The sequence below is a fragment of the Halochromatium glycolicum genome (genome assembly GCF_016584085.1).
In the GTDB taxonomy this organism is placed as follows: Bacteria; Pseudomonadota; Gammaproteobacteria; order Chromatiales; family Chromatiaceae; genus Lamprobacter; species Lamprobacter glycolicus.
The window spans coordinates 193,197-214,969 of the sequence record NZ_NRSJ01000003.1; the positions used below are offsets into that span (position 1 = coordinate 193,197).

Sequence of the window (21,773 nt, forward strand, 5' to 3'; positions counted from 1 at the left end):
CTAGCAACCCCTGCCGCCTGCTGCGTTCATGGCCGGGTGGTCTGTTACGACGACTGCTTGACCGGCGACCACGGCCTGTTGCTCATCCCCATGCAAGGTGAGCCTTGGAGGCCCTAGCAGAATGTCCCTTGCGGCTCTTGTGCTAGCCGCTGCAGCTGGCCCAAGGCAGGATCACGGCACCCTTGTCGACGCCGCGTTAGGGATTCCGCTCAATGGCCTCGATGGCGTCGGCGCGGGGGTGTGAAGCCCGCCTCGATGGTCTCGGTGTCCTGGTTGTTGGTTTGGTTGTTGGTCTGGTTGCTTGACTGGTTGCTGGACTGGCGCCGTTTGCCGATGTTCTTGCGGTCACGCTCACGCTGTTTGGGGCGTTGCTTTGCCTTCGCCTTGGCATCCTGAGCGGGCGGGCGTTGGCCATTCGATTTGCTGGATGCCTTCTTCGCTCGGCGCGCGGATCGGTTCGGCCCCTGGAAACGGGCCTCAAGCCCTGCGATCTGTCGGAGCTCCGGCGTGATGTCCAGCCAGCGCAGAATTGCGTCCATCTTATTCCATTCCGGGCCACTGACAAGGGTGATCGCGACGCCGGCTCGGCCTGCCCGGCCGGTGCGGCCGCTGCGGTGGAGATAGTCTGTACCGCTCCGCGGGACGTCGAGGTTGATCACGCGCTCGACCCCGATGAGATCGAGTCCGCGTGCGGCGACGTCGGAGGCAACGAGCACCCGGATCGCATCGCGCTCGAAGAGGCCGGTCACCCGCCGGCGCTCGCGTTGATCGAACTCGCCGTGCAGCGCTGCCGCGCGCACCTGAGCGGCGCTGAGTCCGTCTGCGACGGCCTCAGCGCGGGCGCGGGTGTTCGTGAACACCAGCGCCTTCTCGTAGTCCTCCTGCTCGAGCAGCCAGCGCAGTTGTGTCTGTTTGTGTGGCAGGTCGTCGCTGAGGATGAGCTGATGCCGGATATCGGGGTGCGGCGCGCGAATCGGGTCGACCTCGATGACCTGCGGCGCATTGAGCAGGCGGTCGGTAATCGGTCGCAGCCCACCGTGCCTGAGGCTGGCCGAGAGTAGCAGCGATTGGCGCCCAGGATTGCTGGCGCCGATGATCGCGAGCACGTCGACGGCGAAGCCGAGGTCGAGCATGCGGTCGGCCTCGTCCAGCACCAGGTAACCGAGCTCGGAGAGGTCGGCCTCGCCGGTCTCGAGATGCTCGCGCAGCCGTCCGGGCGTGGCGATGACCAGGTCTGGATTCTTGCGCAGTGCCGAGACCTGCCGTCCGCGGCCCTCGCCGCCGATGATGACCGCGGCGGTCAGCCGGGTGCGCCGGCCCAGCGCCAGGAACTCGGCCTGGGACTGATGGGCGAGCTCGCGGGTCGGCACCAGGACCAGGGCGCGGATGCCGCCGTCCGGGGCCGGCTCCTCGCTGAGGCGCTGCAGGATCGGTAGCAGGAAAGCGCCGGTCTTACCGGAGCCGGTCGCGGCCGAGACGAGTAGGTCCCGTCCCTCGAGCGCGGCCGGAATCACCCGTTGCTGGACCGGTGTCGGTTGCTGCCAGCCGGCATGGGCGATGGCGCGCTGCAGTGGCTCGTCGAGATCGAAGGCGGCGAAGGATGCGGTCATGGCGGTGATGGGCGTTCGGGGTAAGGCGGGTGCTGCGGCGCCAGAGCCGCTCGGTCAGGAGCAGCCAGAGCGCGAGGACACCGACGGTCATCAGTGTCATCAGCGGCAGCGAGACGGTGCGCAGCTCGCGCGGGATCAGGTCGTCCAGCGTCAGGGCGAGCACGGCAAGGACCAGTCCAGCCGTCAGTCGGCTGCTCAGCGGGACCCCGAAGGCCAGCACGCGTTCGCGCAGCAGCACCAGCGCGGCCGGGAGCAGCATCACCAGATGATGCGTCCAGCTTGCCGGCGCGATCAAGAAGACCGTGATCGCGATGATGGAGAGCTCGAGGTCCCGGTCGACCGGGCCGCGTGCCTGATACTGAGACGCTGTTGGCCTGAGGCTGCGGCGCATCGAGCGCCAGAGGACCGCTGCGCTGATGGCAAGAACGAGCAGGATCGCGAGGCTGCTCAGGTGTGCCGCCAGGGCCGGGTCGTCGGCGAGGATGCGGCTGAACTGATTCGGGACCAGGAAACGCGCCACGGCGCCGGCGAGGCTGCGGTTCCAGGGCGCGGCGATCGAGCTGTGGCCTGGCGGCAGCTCGGTCAGGCTGGTGGTGGCGACGATCTCCCGCCACCAGGACAGCCAGCTCCCGCTCGGCGCGACCCAAAGGCTCAGCGCGAGCAGGAGTCCGCCGCCGAGCAGTCCGCCCGCGATCAGGCGCAGGCCGGGGCGTGGACCGGCGCCGAGCGCGAGCAGCGCATAGTGCGGCTTGGCGATGCAGCCGAGCGCGAGCAGGGCGCCCGCAGCGGGTGACTGCCGATCCTCGCGCAGGCGCCGCCAGTAGCCCCAGAGCAACAGCAGTAGCAACAGATTGATCTGCCCGAACTGCAGATTGAGATAGAGGCCGCCGAACGTAGCGATGTAGAGCGGCCCCCAGAACAGCAGACGGCGGGTCGGATCGTCGCGCGCGAGATCGCCGACGACGATCACCATCACGGCCAGCGTCAGCAGCAGGTTCAGCGCTCGCATGACCTCGCCGAGCTGCGGCGCGCTCAAGGCTGCGATCGGCCACAGCAGCGGCAGTGCGGTCGGCGGGTAGGTGAACGGCAGTACGTTCCCGTCACGCCGCGGATAGGGGTCTTCCCCGCCGGTGAACACCCGCTCGGCCGCCTTCGCATAGACCGCGATATCGGTCTCCCGGAGCGGGACTTGACTGACGATCACCGCGAACAGCGCCAAGGCGATGACGAGGCCGAGCAGGCGCGCGCCGTCGCTGCCCGCGCTCGTCCAGCTGGTATCGGTTGGTCCCTGCGCCGGTCTCATGGCGGCTCGATCGCGGTGATCGCTCATTCTCTCGGGTGTAGCCTGTTCTGGTCTTGGTCCGGCACGGCATTGTCCTGGGCGAACCGATACGCCTCTTGGACAAGGGCCAGGTGCGAGCGGTCGCCGCCCCAGTCCGCGCGCTCGCGATCGGGCAGGTCCGCCTCTTCGGCCCAGAGCCGCCAGAGGATGGCCGCGTCCTCCCAATAGGCGCCGGCCACATAGTGCCCGTCGGGACTGAACACGGCGTTGGCGACGCCGCCGGCATCGGCCTCCAACGGCAGGAAGGTCGAGATCACCTGGACCTTGGCGCCGGCCGTGCGCGCTCGTCTCCAGATGCGGATGCTGCGATCGCGTGAGCCGGTCAGGACCCAGTCACCGTCGGGGCTGAACTCGGCACGGTAGATGCGATCCTGATGGCCTTCGAGGATCGCGACCGGCTCACCCTCGCGGCTCCAGAGCCGGGCGGTCTTGTCGAGCGAGGCGGTGACGAGCTGTTGGGCGTCGGGCGCGAATGCAATGCTGTAGAGGCGCCCGCTATGGCCGCGCAACTCGGTGATCGGGCCGCAGCCCGTTTTCGCGTTCTCGAGGAGGGGCGGTGCGGTCTCGCGTTGCGGCTTGGTAGGCGCGGGCTGATCCAAGCGGATCAGGGCGGCATGATCCGCCTCGCCGGCGATGGCGAGCTGACGCCCGTCCGGGCTCAACGCGAGGTCGCCGATGGCGCCGACCCCGGCCTCGGCGCGGCAGCGCTGATGCCAGCGGCCGTCGGCACTGCGCTCGATGAGCCGGATGATGCCGGCCTGATCGCCGGTGGCGATCAGCGTGCGATCATCCAGCCCGAGGACGGTCGCGGCCTCGACGGTGCCGTCTTCGTGGTGCAGCGCCTGGCCGGTGGCAAGCCGTGCACAGGTCGCCGTCGAGAACAGGCGTACCGGCTCCGAGGGGTCATCAGAGGTGGTCAGGACCCAGTCACCATCGGGCCCGAAGAGGGCGTTGTAGACCTCGCCCTTACTGGATTCGCTCGCCTCGAGGACGCAGTCGGTGCGTTTGTCGATCAGGTCGAACAGGCGGGCGGTCCCGTCGTACTGCGCCGAGGCGAGACGGCTTCCGGAGGGTGAGAAACGCACCTGCCGAACCGGGCGCTGCGTTTGCTCGTTCTCGTCTCGATCAGTCAGGAAGGAGGCCCAAGGCTGCGGGCTGGTCGACGAGTCGCCGCGGCCGTAGCGCCAGACCCGGACACCGCCGTCGTAGCCGGCTGTTGCCAGCAGCAGCGCATCGTCGCTGCGGGCGATCGCCGGGGGCGCGATCGCGGTCTCCACGTACCAGACATGATTGGGATGACTGAGTCTATAGGCGAGGCGTGAGACCGGTTCGACGCTCCAGAGGCGCGCGCTTCCGTCTCGGACTGACAGGGTTGCAACCCGATGACCACCGTCGTGGAAGCCGGCCGAAGAGACCGCGGCATCATGTCCGAGCACGGCCAGACCCTTGCCGGTCTGGAGTCCGGCGAGCCGGGCCGTGCCGTCCAATGAAGCGCTGAGCACCAGGTCATCGCTGAGCTTGCTGTCGGCAGGCGCCTCGATGATCGCCACCGTCCCAGCGCTGAGGCGATGATTGTTCAGCACGACCGCCTGATCGAGCGCCGGCCCCTGACTCGGTTCGCTGCGCGGCGTCTCCATCAGGGTCCAGCGGACGACCTGGCCTTCATCATCGGCGGCGACCAGAAAGGTACCGGACGGGTCGAAGGCGATGTCGCGCACCGCGCTGCGATGGATCTGATAGCGCTGCCCGCCGATTCGCGCTGACGAGAGCTCGGCGATGGGCACGCCGGTTCGGGTGTAGAGGCGGATGCGCTCATCGGCGGCGGCGATCGCGATGCGCTCGCCATCGGCGTCGAAGATCGCGCGGTTGAACGGCCGACCGAGGGGGCCGTCACTCGGCAGCGACAGGCTGATCTCGCCTGCGGTGAGGTCGATCAACCGGCTGCGGCCCTGCGCGGAAGCGGTCAGCAGCGCATCGCCATTGGGGGAGAAACCGAGGCCGCGGATCGCGCCGTCCTCTAGAGGTGCTTCGAACAGGACACGGCCGGGCGTTGTCAGGTCGAGCACGCAGACCCCTTGACTGCCGTGGTCGTCGGCGCGATTGAAGGCCAGGCGGTGGCGCTGCGGGTCGAGCGCGAAGCTGGGGCCGGCCGGCGCGCCGCAAGGATAGTCTGGTTCGGCTGCAGCGGCCGCCGGTAGGCGCCAGACCCCGGTGGCACCGATGCCGAAGACCTGCTTGCCAGCACCGAAGACCAGCGTGTGCACGCCGAGCTCGGGATCGGCCAGGGCCTGGATCGGTGCGAAGCGCCCCTGCTTGAGCTCGAGCAGGGTCGCTCCGCGCCCTGGAAGGAAGCTCGCCAGCAGCCCGCCGTCGGCACTGAAGCCCGGGGTGCGAGGGGCATCGGCGGATGGGCTGACCAGCGGCGCCATCGCGATCAGACGATTGTTGCTGAAGGCCAGCCCGAGCGTCTGCACGGCGCGCTGCGGCAGATCGGCGCCGGCGCTGAGGGTCAGCGCGACCGCCTGCGGGCTGTTGCCGCGGGTGATCGCCAGGTTCGCCTCGTTGAGCTTGCTGTGGCTTAGGTTGGCTTGAGCCTCGGTGTAGGCATGGTAGGCGAGGCCGGCGGAAAGGGCGGATAGCAACATCAGCGCGGCGAGCACCGCGCCGACCATCCGGACCAGACGGCTGCGGCGTTGCAGGAAGGCAAGGTGTGCCTTCGATTGCTCGATGAATTCGAGCTCGAGCGGCTCGAGCTCGTCGGCATAGGCGGCGAGCAGCGCGTCGGCGTCGGCGCAGCCGGCCTCGCGCAGCAGGTACTCGCGGTTGCAGTTGGTGCGCTTCCAGAGCTGCGCCTGACGGTCGAGCTGGAAGCGCTGCGCGAGCAGGCGGCGGTTATCCGGGTTGGCCAGCCAATCGCGCACCGGCGCCCAAGCGCCCATGAGGATGGGATGGCTGAAGCTGACGACCGGCCGATAGGTGCGCCAGTGTCCGGCCTCGGCCCGGTCTGTGCCGGATGGCTGCTCGGATGCATTGGAGAGGTCGGCTGGCGCAGGCGGGCTGTGCTGGGATGAGGCCGGTGAGGATGCGGAGGATGATACCGGAGCGATGACTCGCGGCATGCTCGATCGCCCTGCCGAGCTGGGATCGAGCGGCCTTCTCAGCAGCCTGCGCCAGCGCTGACGCCAATCCGAGCGCGTCTGGCGCCAGATCGCGCTGATCTCGGTGCGCAGACGGTATTCCGGCGGCGGGCAACGGCTCGTCAGCGCCGGCTCAGGCCGCCCTTCAGCGATGACGAGGCGTGCCGCGATGAGTTGGTCCAGCAGGCGCGAGCAGGCGGCATCCCGGCGCAGGGTGCTCAGGCTGCCGAAACGGTTGGCGGGTCGGCCGTCGGGACCGCCTTCGACGGTGATCAGGGCGCGGCATAGCTGAGGTAGCGCGGCCCGAGCCGCGGCGTCGAGCGCACCCCAAAGGGCGCTGGCACGTGCGAGCACCTGCGCATCGATCCGGCCGCCGGCATGATAGTCGGCAGCGGTCAAGCGGAGTTCACCGGCGTCGTTGGTGGCGGCTCGCTGCACGGCGATCTGGTAGGCGCTGGCCAGTGCCTGCTGCACCAGTGGCGGCCAGACCGACAGGAGGCTGGCGTCGGCTTCCAGTTCTTCGATCAGGTCGCGCTCGCTGGTCGCATCGGCATCGAGGTCGATGCCGGCGACGCGCGCCGGGATCTCGACGATCTGGCGCAGGCGTGAGTCCGCCGGCGCGGCGACCTCGATCCAGCCATGCGCCTCGATCAGGGGCTGCAGCGCGGGCAGCTGGGCGAGGTCCGGCAAGGCATCGCTGCGCAGCACACCAAGGACCCAGACCGCTGGGGCTCTTGCGAGCGCATCGAGCGCGGCGCCGAAACGGTGGAGGTGGTCCTGATCGCCGTGTTGCAGCAGGCTCTCGAGCGGGTCTAGGGCGATCAGCAGCCGGGCTGCACCGCCTGCAGCCGGGCTGCGTGTCGCAATGGCGGTGCCGATCTGCTGCGCTGCGAGTGGTGCGTCTGTGCTCAGCAGGCGGGCGAGCGCGGCTGCATCGAGTCCAAAGCCGGCAAGCGGCTCGCCGAGCATGGCCTGGTCGCAGAGGGCGTCGGCGAGGGCCGCGATCGGGCCTGCCGGGTGTGCGGCCGGCTCGATCAGGCAGCTGCGGACCCTGGCAATCTCCTCGAACTGGAACGGTCGGGTGATGCGTGGTAGCAGCCCGGCACGCAGCAGCGAGGTCTTGCCACTGCCGCTCGGTCCCGTGATGAGCAGAAAACCGGCGTCCGCATCGGCCAGCTGCTGAACCCGCAGGAGCAGCTGCCTGACCTCCTGCTCACGGCCGGTAAAGATGCGTTCATCGCTGCTGTCGAAAGGGCGGTCGGCCCGAAAGGGGCTGCCGTGCCAGTGCAATGACCCGGCCAAGGCCCGGCGCTCGGCACTGATTCGCCGGTTGAGCAGCTTTCGCAGCTGGGTCTCGACCAGCTCGCGAAAGGCCGAGCTCGTGTCGAAGGTCCGGAAGGCGCGCCGAAAACTGTTGTCCTCGAAGAAGAAGTGGGAGCGAAAGAACTCTTCGAGCCGGCGCCGGTCCTCGACGGCCTCGCGGGCGGCGGCTGCATCGGTGATGTCCACCAGCCTGGGCGCGGTCTTCTTATAGACCAAGACCTCTGGGGTGCCGGATGCGGCCGAGGCCTCGACGGCATTGATGAACTCCCACTCGGTCCCGGTCATGCCGCGGTAGGGTTCCTGCGGCAGCGGTGACCCGAGCCGGGTCCAGAGGATGACGAGCACGATGTCGCAATCCTCGGGCTGGGTCAGACCGGCCTGGAAGGTTCGGTCCGCGGTCAGCGCCTCTTCCTCCCAGAGGATCGCGCGCAAGGTGAAGTAGGGCAGGTATTCGCCCGCGAGTCGTTCGATGATGTCCTTGACCACTGCGCGCTCATGATCGACATCGGCCGGTGACGAAACGAATATCCTGACTGGCTTGTCGGTCATGGGCGCGTCTTGGTGCGGAACGGGCTGGCGTGTCAAGGTGCGGACAGCGTTGAGACGCGCCGGACCTGTCGCGGTACAATGCCACGCGGGCAGCGGGTTGGCACCATCTCAGTCGGAGGCCCCATGATGCAGACCGAGACGACGGACCCGCAGCGCATGGAGCAGGTGCTGCGCGATGCGGTGCGGCAGATCGCTGACGACGGGGATCTCGGCCGCTTTCTCGACTGGTCTCGAACCCAGATCCCTGCCGCGCTGGATGTCGAGTCCGACCTGATGGACGGCGAGGCGCAGCGTCTCGGGGCGATGCTCGGCCTCGCGATCTGGAACGCCACGCCGCGCGCCGAACATGACTGGCGTCCGCCCCCGCTGGCGACCCCACGGGATGATGATCCCTGTTTTTGCGGCTCCGGTCTCAGTTATCGCGATTGCTGCGAGCCACTGGGGCCCTTGCCGGATCTGCCGATCGAGCTGATTTGGGATCTGCTGATCGACGAGCTGCCGGATGAGCCGGTACAGGATGCGCTGCGCCGGCGGGCGGTGCCGGAGACGCTATTGGCTAAGGTCGCCGAGCGTTGGCTCGAGCGGGAACGACCCGGACGCGCCGCGGCGCTGCTGGAGCCGCTGTTTCGCGGCGATCTCGCGGCGCTGGACAGCCGCTACGAGCCGGCGCTCGATATCCTCTGCGATGCGCTCGATGCGCTCGATCACTGGAAGAAGAAGCAAGCCTTCCTGTTGCGCGTGACCGATGAAGGCAGTCGCGAGCTGAAGGCTGTCGCCTGGCAACGCTTCACGATGATGTTCATGGACGATGGCGAGCTCGACTACGCCGATGAGGCCTTCGAGCAGGCGCTGCGCCACGGGCCGGACAATCCTTCCACCGCGCTGCTCGAGATCACGCTGCTCGCGGCCCGCCATGATGACGAGCGGGCGCGCTCGCGGGCGCAGTTCTGGTGCCATCGTCTGCGGCGCGCCGGCGGTGCCGAGCCAGGGCTGATCGCCTTCCTCGAGGAGGCGATGGTCGATCCGCAGGAGGCGTTGGTCTGGAGCCATTCGGCGGCGATGGACCCGAAGCTCTTAACACTTTGCCAGTGGGTGCGGAGCTGCTCGACGCAGCCGCCGGTCAGCTATCAGGTCGAGCCGCTCGATGACCCGATGCAGGCCGGTGCCGGTATCCAGCTCTCGCTATTCCCAGACGACAACGAGACACCGGCGGGTCAGGGCTCGGTTCCAAGTGGTGCGGCCGCCGCATTGCTGCCGACGACCGAGCTGCGCCAGGTCGAGCGTGAATGGCATCGCATCTTCCCGGCCTCGAAGCCCTATTCGACGCAGCTCTCGGCACTCGATGACGGCGGTGTCTGGGAGACCGATGACTGGCTGCGTTTCCTGGCCGCACAGCCGGTGGCAGCGAACAGCCTGGATATCCTCGATGATCTGGCGACCGCGCTCTACGAGCACCCCGAGAGCAGCCTGCCCTGGGTTGCCCATACACTGCTCGGGCCGCTCTATGCGCGTGCGATCGCGATCCTCGACAGGACGCTCGCGGCGCATGATCTAAGCTGCCTGCCTTGGAGTGCCGAGCGCAACCGCCCGGCGCTGCGGTTGCTGTTTCGGGCCTATCTCCATGAAGCGGAGGCCGGTCGCGATCAGGCCGCGGCGGCCCTGATCGAGCGCCTGTTGATGCTCAATCCGCAGGATAACCATGGTGCACGCGCAGAGCTGATGAATCACTACCTGCGGGCGCACTCGGATCAACAGGCGCTGGAGCTCGCGCGGCGCTTTCCGAACGACGTGCTCGCCGACCTGGCCTATGGCGAGGTGCTCGCCCTCTATCGGCTCGGTCAGCAGGAGCATGCGGCCCGCGCCCTAAGCCGCGCAGTCCATCGGCTGCCGCGTATCCCGCGGTTCTTGCTGCGCAAGCGCATCAAGCGCCCGGCGCTCGATCATACTGGCTTCACACCGGGTGCTGAGGATCAGGCCTGGCTCTATCGCGAGGCGATGCGCGACGTCTGGGAGGCGGAGCCTGGCCTGCTGAATTGGATGAAGAAGCGCTTGACCGCGTGAGGGGAACCAAGATATGTCGCACTCCTTCCAGGTGGTGTTTACCGGCCGTCTGAGCGCGGCCGCGCAGATCGATGACGCGGTGCGCGACTTCGCATCGGTCTTCAAGGTCGACGAGGCCAAGGCGCGGTCGCTGATCGGCGCCGGGCAGGAGCGCGTGCTCAAGGCCGATGTCGACGAGCAGGTGGCTCGACGCTACCTGGATGTGCTCGGTGAGATCGGGCTCGAGGCGCGGCTCGAGCAGATGGAGGGCTCGCCCCCGGAAGACTCGCCCCCGGAAGGCTCGTCCCCGAGTGAGGCGGGTGGGGACGGTGACCTGCAGCCAGTCCTCGCGGAGACGGCGTCGACGCCGTCCTCTGCGCCTCCTCCTCCGCCGCCATCTGACCCTGCGGCAACGAGCGGGCTGTCGCTGACCGCGGGTCCGGTCGCGCGTCCTGCGAGCCACGGTTGGGACTGGATCAAGCAGGCCTGGGGCCAATTCAAGCAGCAGCCGCGGGGTTGGCTGTTAGCGGTCGCGCTGGTCTATCTGGTCACCCTAGCGCTCAGTATGGTGCCTGTCGTCGGATCATTGGCGACGATGATCCTCGGACCAGTCTTCGCTGGTGGGCTGATGCTTGGCGCGCAGACCCAGCAGCGCGGCGGAACACTGCGAGTGAGCGCCGGATTTGACGGGTTTTCCCGCCATGGTGGCCAACTTGCGCTTGTGGGCGTGCTGTACTTTGTGGGTTTGATCCTGGTCTTCATCATCGCCGGTGTGCTGGGGTTCACACTGGGTGGTCTATCAGCGGGCTCGCTTGAGACCCTGAACACCGGTGATCCCGAGGCGATGGCGGCGATGGGCCCCGGGCTGGCGTTGTTGATCCTGTTCGCAACCCTGCTCTTTGTCCCGCTGCTGATGGCCTATTGGTTTGCACCCGCTTTGGTCGCATTGGACGGCGTGCCGGCATTGGACGCGATGCGCATGAGCTTTCGTGGCTGTTGGAAGAACATCGTCCCTTTCATTGTCTACGGCTTGACGCTGTTCTTCATCCTGGTCGGCTTCAGTGTCCTGTTCGGGCTCCTGACCGCTATCTTGTCGGGGCTAGGCGAGACCTTGGCGATCGTGGCGATGCTGCTGCTCGTTCCGTTAATGCTGGTCTTTGCGGTCGTCGTGGTGCTGTCGATCTACAGTGGCTATCGCGATGTCTTTCATCGTGAGGAACCGGTCTCCGGGCGTTTAGCCCTCTAGGTGGAACCCGTCGCAGCCTTTCTGACTCGCTTCCCCAATCCCATCTGAACTGAAACGTCTTCTCGGCACTCACGGAGATCCCTATGCGCTCTCGCTCCCTCACCCTGACCGCCTGCCTGCTCGCCGGCGCCAGCTTGGCCTGCGCCGATGATGAGCCGGCGGCCGCCGCCGACACGGCAGATGTCCCCGAGGGCAGGCTGGTCTATGGCCAGTATATGGCGACCGTCGGTGATTGCGTGGCCTGCCATACGCGTCCGGACGGTGAGCCCTTCGAAGGCGGCCTGCCGATCGAAACCCCCTTCGGGACCCTCTACACACCGAATATCACGCCCTCGAAGGGTTATGGGATCGGTTCGTTCAGCGATGAGGATTTCCTGCATGCGCTGCAGGATGGGATCGCGCCGAGCGGGCTCCCGTACTATCCGGCATTGCCTTATCCCTCCTACACCAAGGTCAAGGATGATGATCTGCTGGCGATCAAGGACTATCTGATGTCGCTGGAGCCCTCCGATTACCAACCGCCGGAGACCGATCTGCGCTGGCCGTTCTCGGTCCGTGATCTGATGTTCGGCTGGCAGGAGCTCTATCTTGACCGGGGCCGCTTCGAGCCCGATCCGACGCGCAGTGATGAATGGAATCGCGGGGCCTATCTGGTCGAGGGTCTGGGCCACTGCGGGTCCTGCCACACGCCGCGCAACCTCGCCGGCGCGACCGAGCCGTCGAAGGCGATGACCGGTGCGATCGTCGATGGCTGGTATGCGCCGAACCTGACCTCGGATCTCGATGAAGGCATCGGCCGTTGGAGCGTCGACGAGCTCGCAACCTTCCTTCGGACCGGTCTGGCCAAGCCCGATGCGGAGGCCGCCGGCAACGCTGATCCGAGCGACGCGCCGACAACGGCCGCACTTGGGCCAATGGCCGAGGTGGTGCATGACAGCCTGTCGAAGCTCGCGCTGTCGGACCTGCGCGCGATCGCCGTCTACCTGAAAGACCTGCCGCCCCGGGAGGCGCCGAGCCACGAGGCAAAGGTGCCGGAGGTCCTGAGCGAGCAGGACTATGTGCAGGGCCGCGAACTCTATGTGAAGAACTGCAGCGCCTGCCATCAGGATCATGGCCAAGGCCTCCAGCCCTATTTCCCGGCCCTGCGCGGGAATCCAGTGGTCAATGCCGAAGAACCGAACGATGTGCTCAAGACCCTGCTGCTCGGCGCACCGACAGACCCGACGGAGGCCTTCTCGCCGCACGTTGTGATGCCGTCTTTTGGCTCGGTGCTGACCGATGAGCAGATCGCGACCGTCGCAAGCTATATCCGCGCCAACTGGGGTAACGACGCGCCGCCGGTGACTGCCGACGCGGTCAAGGCGTTGCGCGAGTAACGAACGGCCGAGACCAGTTGGCCGCGCCGCTCAGCCCAGCTATTTGGCTGGGCCGGCGGCATGGGCCGGCGGCATGGGTGGCCGGCATGGACGGGCAAGTCAGGGCGTCAGGCATGGCCGGCAAAGGGCAAAGGGCAAAGGGCGGAGGGATCGTTGGCGACGCTGCATCCGCGCTTCAGGATTGCGCTACTGGTGCTCGCGGCGCTGATCGCCATTGCGGTCACGCTGTCGGCCTGGTGGCTGTACCGGCCCAATCCGCGCTATGCGGGCACCCTGGCGTTGGCCGGCCTGGAGCAGCCGGCCAGCGTGCGCTTCGGGGCGCACGCGGTGCCGAGCATCGATGCCAAATCGATCAGGGACATGGTCTTCGCACAGGGTTTCGTCGTCGCCCGCGAACGGCTCTGGCAGATGGACCTATTGCGACGCCTCGCCGGCGGACGGCTTGCGGAGCTCTTTGGCGAGGGGGCGTTGCGTGCGGATCGTTTCTATCGAACGATCGGTCTTGCCCGCGCCGCTGATCACACCTTCGAAGCCCTGGAGCCGCGCTGGCGTGATCTGCTCGCGCGTTATGCCGAGGGTGTCAACGCCTACCGAGACCGGGCGATCGCTGCGATGCGTCTGCCCCTCGAGTATCAGCTGCTCGGACTCGCGCCCGCGCCCTGGCGGCCGCAGGACAGTCTTCTGGTCGGGGCCTATATGGCCTGGGTCAATGCGTCCAATCTGCGCGAAGAGCTCGTCTTTCTGCGCCTCGCACAGCGACTCGGCACCCAACGCGCGTTGGAACTGTTTCCGACCGGGCCGGGTCAACCGGCGCCGGAAGCGGCTCGTGCGCTGCCTGAGTATCGACTCAAGACCTCGCGCTCGGACGCGCCGTCCTCGCCCGAGCGACTCGATGCTGATCCGGCATCGACGTCGCTGCGTGAGCCTGATGATCGACGGCAGCCTGATGCATTCGCGCGATCGACGCCCCAGGCCGCAAGCAATGCCTGGGCCGTCACTGGACGCTGGAGCGAAGGCGGTGCCCTGCTCGCGAACGACCCGCACCTGCCGGCGCAACTGCCGGCCCCGTTCTTCGAGCTGGAGATGCAGGCGCCAGGCTACCACGCCGCTGGCGTGGCGTTGCCTGGGGTGCCCTTTGTCTTGATCGGGCATAACCGGCAGCTGGCTTGGGGGGTGACCGCCAGCGCTGCTGACACCCAGGATCTGTTCCTCGAACGGATGAGCGAGGACGGCCTCGCCGTGCTGCGCCCGGGGGGTGGCACCGAACCGATCAGCGTCCGGACCGAGCGGATCGCCGTCCTCGGCCGCGAGTCGCCGGTTCAGCTCGATGTCCGCTCGACGAGCCATGGCGTCTTCATCGATGAGCTGGTTGCCGCGCCGAATGCGAATCCGGCGGGTCTGATCTCGGTTCAACGACCGGAGCGGCTGGCGTTGAAACAGACGCTGGTCGAGGCAGACCGCTCGTTGGTTGCGCTCTTCCGCCTCAACCAGGCGCAAACGCTCGATGAGGCGCGCGCAGCGACCCGCGATCTTCGTCAGGTCTCGCTCAACCTCCTCTTCGCTCACCGCAACGGGCGCATCGCCTGGCAGGTGAGTGGACTGTTGCCCGTGCGCGGTCGAGGCAGCGGTGCCTTTCCGGTCCCTGGCTGGGAGGCGGGCTACGGCTGGACCGGTTTTCGGCCCTTTTCCGAGAATCCGGGCCTCAGCGACCCGCCGGCTGAACGGCTCGTAAACGCCAACAACGCGATGAGCGAGTCAGAGGCGTCACCGCCGATCGGTTACTCCTGGCTGGCGCCATTTCGGGCGCAGCGGATCGAGGCGCTTCTGGATGCGCGAGGAGGTGATGCGCGGTTGGGCGATGCGCGGCTGGGCGATGCGCGGTTGGACGACGCGCAGTGGGGCGACCCTCAACTGGAGCATGCTCGGCTTGGGGATACCGACCCAGGGACGCAGCCGGGGGATACGGAGCTGGTGGATACGGGGTTGGGGCTGGATGCCGCCGATATGGCGCGGATGCAATCGGATCGTGTCAGCGAGGAGGCGCGGCTCTATCTTGCAGCGCTGGAGCGGCAGTTGCCCGAGCTCCGGCAGATCGACCCGGAGGCAGCGGCGATCGCGGAGTCGGAATTGCTGTCCTGGTCCGGGCGCTTCGATCAGGACAGCCGGTCGGCGGCCTTGTTCGTGATGCTGCGTCCGGCGCTCTATCGCGCGCTCTATGCCGACGAGCTGGGGCCCGACCTCGAGGCATTGATGGGCCTAGAGCATGAGGCCTACGGGCCACTCGCCGAAACGATGCGCGCCGACCGCTCCAGTTTTTGGGACGATGTCCGAACACCCGAGAAGCGAGAGGGGCCTGCGCTGGTCTGGGCGCGGGCGCTGCACGCAGCGAAACGCTCGCTGCACGAGGCGCTGAGCGACGAAGATGAGCCGACACTCGCGCAACTGCGCCAGTTGACCTTCAGGCATGCCTTTGCAGGCCAGCCGCTGCTCGGTCGACTGTTCAACCTCGGCCCCTTGGGTCATGGGGGTGATAACGGGACCATCGATGTGGCGATTGCGCCGCTAGGCCGACCGCGAGACATCGGCAATGTCCCGGCGCTGCGCGTCGTCTATACGCCGAACGAGTGGTCACAGACGCGCGGCACATTGCCGCTTGGTCAGTCTGGCCATCGTTTCTCCCGGTTTCGTGCCGACCAGCTCGACGACTGGCTCGCGGGCGAGCTTCACCGCTGGGCTTGGGGTGGGCCGCCTGCAGGACAGTCACTCGGGACCTTGGTGCTGCGTCCCGGCTCCGGCTGATCCGGGTTCTCGGGCGGTTGCGAGCCGGTCCAGCGGTAGAGCGACGTCGGCGCGCCGGCGCAGAGGTCGCAAGCGCTGCATTTCGGTCGGGTCGCAACGCGCTCGATCCGGCCCTTCTCGAGCCACTTCTGCATCAGGGCGTCGGCGACCTCCTCGCTCACGCCGAGATGCATCGCGACCTCATGCAGCGAGGTCACGCCTTGTGCGCGGACGAAGTCACGGGCTGCGGTGAGCATTAGGCGCGCCCCCTTGCCGGGGCGAGCGCATCGCCGAGCCCTCTTCGGCTCCAGACACGCAGCGCGACGAACACGACGACCAGCAGTGCGATCAGGCTGCCGATCCAGATGCTCGAGCTCAGCGGGTGCTGCTGGAAGGTCGTGCCCTGATAGAACAGCGTCGCGGTTACATAGGCGATGCCGGTCGTCCAGATGGCGACGAAGGCGGCCCAAGGCGCACCGGCCTCACGGACGATCGCCCCGATCGTTGCGACGCAGGGGAAGTACAACAGCACGAATAGGAGGTAGGCGAAGGCGCCGGCGCGGCCGTCGAAACGCGCCTCCATCGCGCCGAAGGTCCCGGTCGCGACCGCCTGCTCGGCAGCGACCGCCTCGCGATCGACCTCGTTGCCGATGCCGAGCCCGAGCGGATCGGTAAGACTGCGCACGACCTCAGCGAGATTTGCCGGCACGGTGGCAGCCGCCGCAGTGAGCGCCGGGCCGAGCTGGAACGGCTCTTCATCAGCCACGGACGGCTCCGATTCGACGGCGAGGCGGCTGTAGAGGCTGTCGAGCGTGCCGACGATGACCTCCTTGGCGAGCACGCCGGAGACGATCCCGAGGACGGCCGGCCAGTTGTCTTCGCCGATCCCGATGGGTGCGAACAGCGGTGTGGCGACGCGGCTTGCCGCGGACAGGACCGACTCGTCGCTGTTGGTCTCGCCGATGCTGCCGTCGGTGCCGATCGAGCTGAGCAGATTCAGGATCACGACCATGACGATGATCACGCGGCCGGCCTCGCGCAGGAACAGCTTGACGCGGTCCCAGGTGCGCAGCAGGACGCCGCGCAGCGTTGGCATGTGATAAGGCGGCAGCTCCATCACGAAGCCGCTGCTCGAGCCGCTGAGCAGTGTCCGTTTCATCACCAGGCCGGTCAGCAGTGCGACGATGATCCCGGTCAGATAGAGGGCGAAGACGACGTTCTGGCCCGAATGCGGAAAGAAGGCTGCTGCGAACAGCACATAGACCGGCAGCCGTGCGCCGCAGGACATGAACGGGTTCATCAGGATCGCCAGCTTGCGCTCGCGCTCGTTCTCGAGTGTGCGTGTTGCCATCACTGCGGGCACGTTGCAGCCGAAGCCGACGATCAGCGGGACGAATGCCTTGCCGGGCAGCCCGATCGAGCGCATGAAACGGTCCATCACGAAGGCGGCGCGCGCCATGTAGCCGGAGTCTTCGAGCGCCGATAGGAAGATATAGAGCGAGGCGATGATCGGGATGAAGGTGGCCACCACGCTCAGGCCGGCGCCGACGCCTTCGGCAAGGAGCAACCGCAGCAGCTCCGGCGCCCCGAAGCGACTGAGTAGGGCGCCGAGGCCGTCGACGAAGAGCGCGTTGGCCACGCCATCGAAGAAGTCGATAAAGGCGCCGCCGATGTTGATCGTAAAGACGAACATCAGATACATCATCGCCAGGAACAGCGGGATGCCCCAGCGCCGGCTGAGCACGACGCGATCGATGGCATCGGAGAGGTGTCCTGCGGCGGCGCCGCGCTGGTGTTGGACCGTCTTAGCCAGCGCATGCGCATGCGCGAAGCGGGTATCGGCGATATGGATATCGGCGTCTTCGCCGGAGCGAGCAGCGATCGCCTCTCGCCAATGCTCGACGCGGTTGGCGAGGGCGGGCCCCTGCCATGCCTTCGTCGCCTGGGCGTCCCCTTCGATCAGCTTCAGCGCGAGCCAGCGGCCATTGCTGTCCGAGGCCTGGCTCAAGCCAGGAGCAAGCTCGGCAAGCGCCTGTTCGACGCAGTCCTCGTGGCCCAGCGCATAGCCGCCGCTCTCGCGGCCATCAGCCACGGCGAGCGCTCGGGCGCTCAGCTCTGTGATGCCCTCCTTCGAGACTGCGACGACCGGCACCACCGGGCATCCGAGTCTTTCGGAGAGGGTGGCGAGATCGATCTCGATGCCGCGCCGGCGCGCCACGTCCATCATGTTCAACGCGAGCAGGACCGGGACCTGGAGCTCCAGAAGCTGTACGGTTAGGTAGAGGTTGCGCTCTAGGTTGGTCGCATCGATGACGTTGATGACCAGGTCGGCCTCACGGCTCAGCAGGTAATCTCGGGTGATCTGCTCATCGAGCGAATCGGCATCGAGCGAGTAGATGCCTGGGAGGTCGATCACGCGCACCGGGTGCCCGTCGAGCTCGCAGCGGCCCTCGCGGCGTTCGACCGTGACGCCGGGCCAGTTACCAGTGGTTTGACGGATACCGGTCAGCGCGTTGAACAGGGCGGATTTGCCGCAGTTCGGGTTGCCGGCGAGGGCGATGGTCAGTTTGTCCCTGGTGGCCAGGTTCTCAGGGCTCTCTCGAGACTGGCGGTTCATCGCGACAAGGCTCCTGGCACGGTCGGTTCGGGTGGGGTCTCGGTTGGGATCAATGGGGGTCCTGAGGTTTGGCGGCTTGGGCCGTCAATGAGGCGGGTCTGGACTGACCCTAAGGCGATTTCTGTCAAGGCTCATACCGCCTTGCTGGTCTTTTCGCTCGCCTTCTTCGTCGCGCCGCCGGTCACATAGCCCGGCTATGCTCCCGGCGACGCTCCTCGAAGGCAAACGACAATCCTGCGCAATTCGGTACGAGCTTTTCCGGCAATCGCCTAAGGTGTCTCCGCGACCAACCTGAACAGCCTTCTCGGGCGCGACTAAACCGCGTCCAGAGACAGAAACGTCATTTTTCCGCAGTAGGCGCGGTCACAATTGCACATCCCAAACTGGACGCAGTGTAGCAAGGCCAGGTCGGCCAAAAACGACCGGGGCGGGTGCAGGCCTTGGCGATCAATGCTGCTCTGGCGGGTCGGGCTCGACCGGTGTCACGAGGAGCTTGTCGACGATGCCGCCGCCGAGCGCGACTCGGACGCTGCCGGATGAGACGACCAGCCCGGAGCCCCGCCGGTGCTCGATCCGAATGCGGCTCCCCAGCCGGATGCCGAGCCCGCGCAGCTTGCGGCGCAGCTCGCGCCCGCCTGCGATCTGGGAAACCATCGCCGCGGTGCCGGCCGGGAGCTCAGTGAGTTGGACAGGGTTGGAGACCCGTTGATCCATGTTTAGGAGTCGCCGTCAGAGGGTTGAGAATGCGATTGCAGCGTCTGCGCTCAGGGCTAGATAGGTGCCGAGAGGGCCGTGGGGAAGGCCGGCCTAAGGCTCGAATCGAAGCGGCGTAGCCTGTTCGCCCGTCGCCGTTCGGCCAGGCACCGGTTTGGGGCGATGCAGCGGGTCGAGCACTTGGGCTCAGAGGCCCTCGAGCGGTCGCGCCAGCGCAGCTCTTGCTCTGATATGCCCCTCTGATACGCCCACCTCTGTTACACCCAGGATTGTGATGTGATTGTATCGTGTACGCCCGGCATGGGCATGAACTGATGGGGTGAAAGTCCCCTGTAGGAGTACCTGTAGTGTCCTCTTGGACCAATAGAACTACTAGCCGACGGCAAGGGCAAACCCGCGAGGGGATGTCTGGAGGAAGCCCGAGCGCAAAGGTGCGAGCCGACGGACAGAAATCGCATAGAAGGCTCAGTCCCTGGGTGAGTCAGCACGAGGTGACGAAACCCATCAGGTGCAGGGGATAGGGTAAATGCGGCGGTTGTGCACTGAAAGTTCATGCTCTTATCCGGGGAGATCTGTCTCGCGAGCGGTTCGTGCGCCTACGGGAGTCGAACTGAGGCCCAGTCCGAAAGGGCTGGAATCGCCATCGAACCCTACGGGTGCTGTGGTCGCCATGGGAGTCGGACTGAGGGCCAGTGCGAAAGCACTGGAATCGCCACCGGACCCTACCGTGACTCGGGCAGCGCGTCTTGCGGCAACGCTCGGCGTGACGGGACAGAAGTCAGCAGAGGCCATAGTAGCCGAACGAGCGTGGAGCGCTCGTCCGACGAAGGGCCGAACATGAGAAGCCAAGGCGGAGCCGTGGATTGCTCGCGCGCATCGTTGAACCCGTCCGGGGGAGAGGCGTCGCGGCGTGATGCCACACAGCCAGCCTTGCATGACGACCTGATGGAGCGGGTGCTGGAGAGCGAGAACATGCGACAGGCATGGAGGCGCGTGAAGTCCAATCAGGGTGCGCCCGGAATCGATGGGATGCGCATCGAGGACTTTCCCGCGTTCGCACGCTCGAACTTGCCAGTGATCCGCCAAGCCCTGCGTGATGGCACCTACCGGCCACAGCCGGTCAAACGGGTGACGCTTCCCAAGCCGACCGGGGGCGAGCGTCTGCTCGGCATCCCGACGGTGATGGATCGCGTCATCCAACAAGCCATCGCGCAAGTCCTGGGGCCGATCTTCGATCCAGGGTTCTCGGATGCGAGTTTCGGCTTTNCTTCGACACGGTCCAGCACGACGTCCTGATGGCCCGCGTGGGCCGGAAGGTGCGCGACAAGCGGCTGTTGGCACTGATCGGTGCGTACCTGCGGGCGGGTGTCTTGGTTGGGGAAACCCTCGAAGCGACGGCGATTGGCACGCCGCAAGGCGGGCCGCTGTCGCCGTTGCTGGCCAATATCCTCTTGGATGACCTGGACAAGGAGCTGGAGAGTCGGGGACACCGGTTCGTCCGCTACGCGGACGACCTGCTGATCCTCGTGCGCAGCCACCGCGCCGGTGAGCGGGTCATGGCAAGCGTGTCTCGCTATCTGACCAAAACGCTCAAGCTGGTGGTCAACACGCACAAGAGCCGTGTGGTTAAGACCGATGACTGCGAGTTCCTGGGATTCACCTTCCGGGGCAAGAAGCTGCGTTGGTCCGAGCGCGCCTACCAAGACTTCCGCCACCGGCTGCGCAAGCTGACCGGACGGAGCTGGGGCGTGTCGATGGCGTACCGGCTCAAGAAACTCTCCGAATACGTCCGTGGTTGGATGGGCTACTTCGGCATCTCGGACTACTACCGGCCGATTCCCGAGCTGGACCACTGGCTGCGGCGGCGCATCCGCCTGTGCGACTGGAAACAGTGGCGCGGGGTGCGCAATCGCATTCGCCAGTTGCTGGCCCTGGGGTCGTCGAAGCGTGCCGCGATCTGAACGGGCATGAGCTCCAAGAGCGACTGGCATCTGTCCCGCTCGCTGGGCACGCAAACCGGGATGACCAATGACTGGCTGAAAGGCCAGGGCTTGATCAGCATTCGCGATCAGTGGATGAAAGCGCATGGCTATGCCTAAAGCGTCGTGTGCTCCCTTCTTGTGAATCGCCTAGTGCGGACCCGCATGCTAGGCGGTGTGGGGAGGGCGGGTTAAACACCCGTCCTTACCCGATTAGGCGTACGGCCAGAGCATGAGCTATTGAACAACCTCGAAGTTCTCTCGATCATAATTCCCAGGAACAATAGCCATATCGGAGCTGGAGATGGAATCGGGACACTTGGAATGAAACGATTCCTGTTTACTCCGACAGTGACAGTGTAAAAACCTGAGTGTCGTAGCGTATTCTCGCCGAAAATGTGAAGACGATAACGCCCGCTCAATGGAGATACGTAATCATGCGGATACTCCAATCGCAGTTCATCCTTTAGTAGGAATGAGGCGACAGAACAACTACCGAACGCGCAGAGGTCGACTTCCGATATCAGACTGTCATCTCGATACAAGCGTAAGCTGTCTAAGACTCCCAATCGAGATGGCCTTACTCTAATGAACAGCTCGAATGCATTGGAGGGAACTGAGAAAAATAGATCGTCATGGACGGGTAAGCCTCGAACCAATGCACCTGATTCGTATGCGGGGCCACCGAATTCTCGATATTCTAGGGTGCCGAAGTCATCAATGAGTGCCGCCATCCCTAAGGTAGGATTCATGCATAGCGCAAGCGCGATTAGAAAAAGCCGCAAGTGAGGGCGTAAAAGCACGGTTGTTACAGCGTTTCTTCGCAAATGCTCAAAGTACATCACGTACGCCTCGCGTCAAGACTGGCCCGCCGCCCGTTGCCGCGCCGGAAGCGAAGCGACGGCGCGGCAACGGGCGGTCGGGCCGAGCCGCTAGTGTACGCCCGGCATGGGCATGAACTGATGGGGTGAAAGTCCCCTGTAGGAGTACCTGTAGTGTCCTCTTGGACCAATAGAACTACTAGCCGACGGCAAGGGCAAACCCGCGAGGGGATGTCTGGAG

General features: G+C 66.2%; 12 protein-coding genes and 1 pseudogene. 7 read left to right on the forward strand and 6 right to left on the reverse strand.

The window, feature by feature from the left end:
* Positions 1-209: 209 nt before the first annotated feature.
* Genes CKO40_RS03110 through CKO40_RS03115 form a run of 3 tightly spaced genes read right to left on the reverse strand, consistent with a single transcriptional unit; the run spans position 210 to position 7,961 of the window.
* Positions 210-1,571: a DEAD/DEAH box helicase gene (locus CKO40_RS03110; RefSeq protein ID WP_242476777.1), complete on the reverse strand. Its 1,362-nt coding sequence runs from the start codon at positions 1,569-1,571 to the stop codon at positions 210-212.
* Positions 1,453-2,913 carry a glycosyltransferase 87 family protein gene (locus CKO40_RS24070; protein ID WP_242476764.1) on the reverse strand — a complete coding sequence of 487 codons (1,461 nt, stop codon included), beginning with the start codon at positions 2,911-2,913 and terminating at the stop codon, positions 1,453-1,455. Before CKO40_RS24070 ends, CKO40_RS03110 begins: the two co-directional genes overlap by 119 nt.
* A gap of 23 nt (positions 2,914-2,936) precedes the next feature.
* Complete coding sequence (locus CKO40_RS03115) at positions 2,937-7,961, reverse strand: nSTAND1 domain-containing NTPase (protein ID WP_200344609.1); 5,025 nt, start codon at positions 7,959-7,961, stop codon at positions 2,937-2,939.
* Positions 7,962-8,087: 126 nt separating this feature from the next.
* Between CKO40_RS03115 and CKO40_RS03120 the strand changes: the two genes are divergently transcribed.
* From CKO40_RS03120 to CKO40_RS03135, 4 genes are all read left to right on the forward strand, one after another.
* Positions 8,088-10,022, forward strand: a complete 1,935-nt coding sequence (locus tag CKO40_RS03120) for an SEC-C metal-binding domain-containing protein (RefSeq protein ID WP_338074106.1) — start codon at positions 8,088-8,090, stop codon at positions 10,020-10,022.
* A gap of 13 nt (positions 10,023-10,035) precedes the next feature.
* Positions 10,036-11,247, forward strand: a complete 1,212-nt coding sequence (locus CKO40_RS03125) for a BPSS1780 family membrane protein (protein ID WP_200344614.1) — start codon at positions 10,036-10,038, stop codon at positions 11,245-11,247.
* Between the two features lie 83 nt (positions 11,248-11,330).
* The gene (locus CKO40_RS03130; protein ID WP_200344616.1) at positions 11,331-12,623 is read left to right on the forward strand and encodes a cytochrome c; all 1,293 of its coding nucleotides are present in this window, start codon (positions 11,331-11,333) and stop codon (positions 12,621-12,623) included.
* A 153-nt stretch (positions 12,624-12,776) separates the two neighbouring features.
* Entirely contained in the window at positions 12,777-15,422 is a 2,646-nt protein-coding gene (locus CKO40_RS03135; protein WP_200344618.1) for a penicillin acylase family protein, read from the forward strand.
* On the opposite strand, the gene CKO40_RS03140 is transcribed toward CKO40_RS03135, so the two are convergent.
* The 3 genes from CKO40_RS03140 to CKO40_RS03150 form a co-directional block, all read right to left on the reverse strand.
* Complete coding sequence (locus tag CKO40_RS03140) at positions 15,347-15,658, reverse strand: FeoC-like transcriptional regulator (RefSeq protein ID WP_200344620.1); 312 nt, start codon at positions 15,656-15,658, stop codon at positions 15,347-15,349. The genes CKO40_RS03135 and CKO40_RS03140 overlap by 76 nt on opposite strands.
* Positions 15,658-18,018: a Fe(2+) transporter permease subunit FeoB gene (gene feoB, locus CKO40_RS03145; RefSeq protein ID WP_200344622.1), complete on the reverse strand. Its 2,361-nt coding sequence runs from the start codon at positions 18,016-18,018 to the stop codon at positions 15,658-15,660. Before feoB ends, CKO40_RS03140 begins: the two co-directional genes overlap by 1 nt.
* 447 nt (positions 18,019-18,465) lie before the next feature.
* Positions 18,466-18,732 carry a FeoA family protein gene (locus CKO40_RS03150; RefSeq protein WP_200344624.1) on the reverse strand — a complete coding sequence of 89 codons (267 nt, stop codon included), beginning with the start codon at positions 18,730-18,732 and terminating at the stop codon, positions 18,466-18,468.
* A gap of 930 nt (positions 18,733-19,662) precedes the next feature.
* Between CKO40_RS03150 and CKO40_RS24075 the strand changes: the two are divergent.
* From CKO40_RS24075 to CKO40_RS24085, 3 genes and pseudogenes are all read left to right on the forward strand, one after another.
* Positions 19,663-19,998 (forward strand): annotated as a pseudogene (locus CKO40_RS24075) (group II intron reverse transcriptase/maturase); the annotation flags it as partial.
* A 29-nt stretch (positions 19,999-20,027) separates the two neighbouring features.
* Complete coding sequence (locus CKO40_RS24080) at positions 20,028-20,693, forward strand: reverse transcriptase domain-containing protein (RefSeq protein WP_242476778.1); 666 nt, start codon at positions 20,028-20,030, stop codon at positions 20,691-20,693.
* A gap of 6 nt (positions 20,694-20,699) precedes the next feature.
* The gene (locus tag CKO40_RS24085) at positions 20,700-20,831 is read left to right on the forward strand and encodes a maturase (RefSeq protein ID WP_242476765.1); all 132 of its coding nucleotides are present in this window, start codon (positions 20,700-20,702) and stop codon (positions 20,829-20,831) included.
* Positions 20,832-21,773 lie beyond the last annotated feature (942 nt).

Coding starts and splice junctions, on each gene's coding strand:
- CKO40_RS24085 (WP_242476765.1), top strand. CDS start 20,700: ATGAGCTCCAAGAGCGACTGGCATCTGTCCCGCTCGCTGGGCACGCAA.
- CKO40_RS03130 (WP_200344616.1), top strand. CDS start 11,331: ATGCGCTCTCGCTCCCTCACCCTGACCGCCTGCCTGCTCGCCGGCGCC.
- CKO40_RS03140 (WP_200344620.1), bottom strand. CDS start 15,658: ATGCTCACCGCAGCCCGTGACTTCGTCCGCGCACAAGGCGTGACCTCG.
- CKO40_RS24080 (WP_242476778.1), top strand. CDS start 20,028: ATGGCCCGCGTGGGCCGGAAGGTGCGCGACAAGCGGCTGTTGGCACTG.
- CKO40_RS03120 (WP_338074106.1), top strand. CDS start 8,088: ATGCAGACCGAGACGACGGACCCGCAGCGCATGGAGCAGGTGCTGCGC.
- feoB (WP_200344622.1), bottom strand. CDS start 18,018: ATGAACCGCCAGTCTCGAGAGAGCCCTGAGAACCTGGCCACCAGGGAC.
- CKO40_RS03125 (WP_200344614.1), top strand. CDS start 10,036: ATGTCGCACTCCTTCCAGGTGGTGTTTACCGGCCGTCTGAGCGCGGCC.
- CKO40_RS03150 (WP_200344624.1), bottom strand. CDS start 18,732: ATGGATCAACGGGTCTCCAACCCTGTCCAACTCACTGAGCTCCCGGCC.
- CKO40_RS03115 (WP_200344609.1), bottom strand. CDS start 7,961: ATGACCGACAAGCCAGTCAGGATATTCGTTTCGTCACCGGCCGATGTC.
- CKO40_RS24070 (WP_242476764.1), bottom strand. CDS start 2,913: ATGAGACCGGCGCAGGGACCAACCGATACCAGCTGGACGAGCGCGGGC.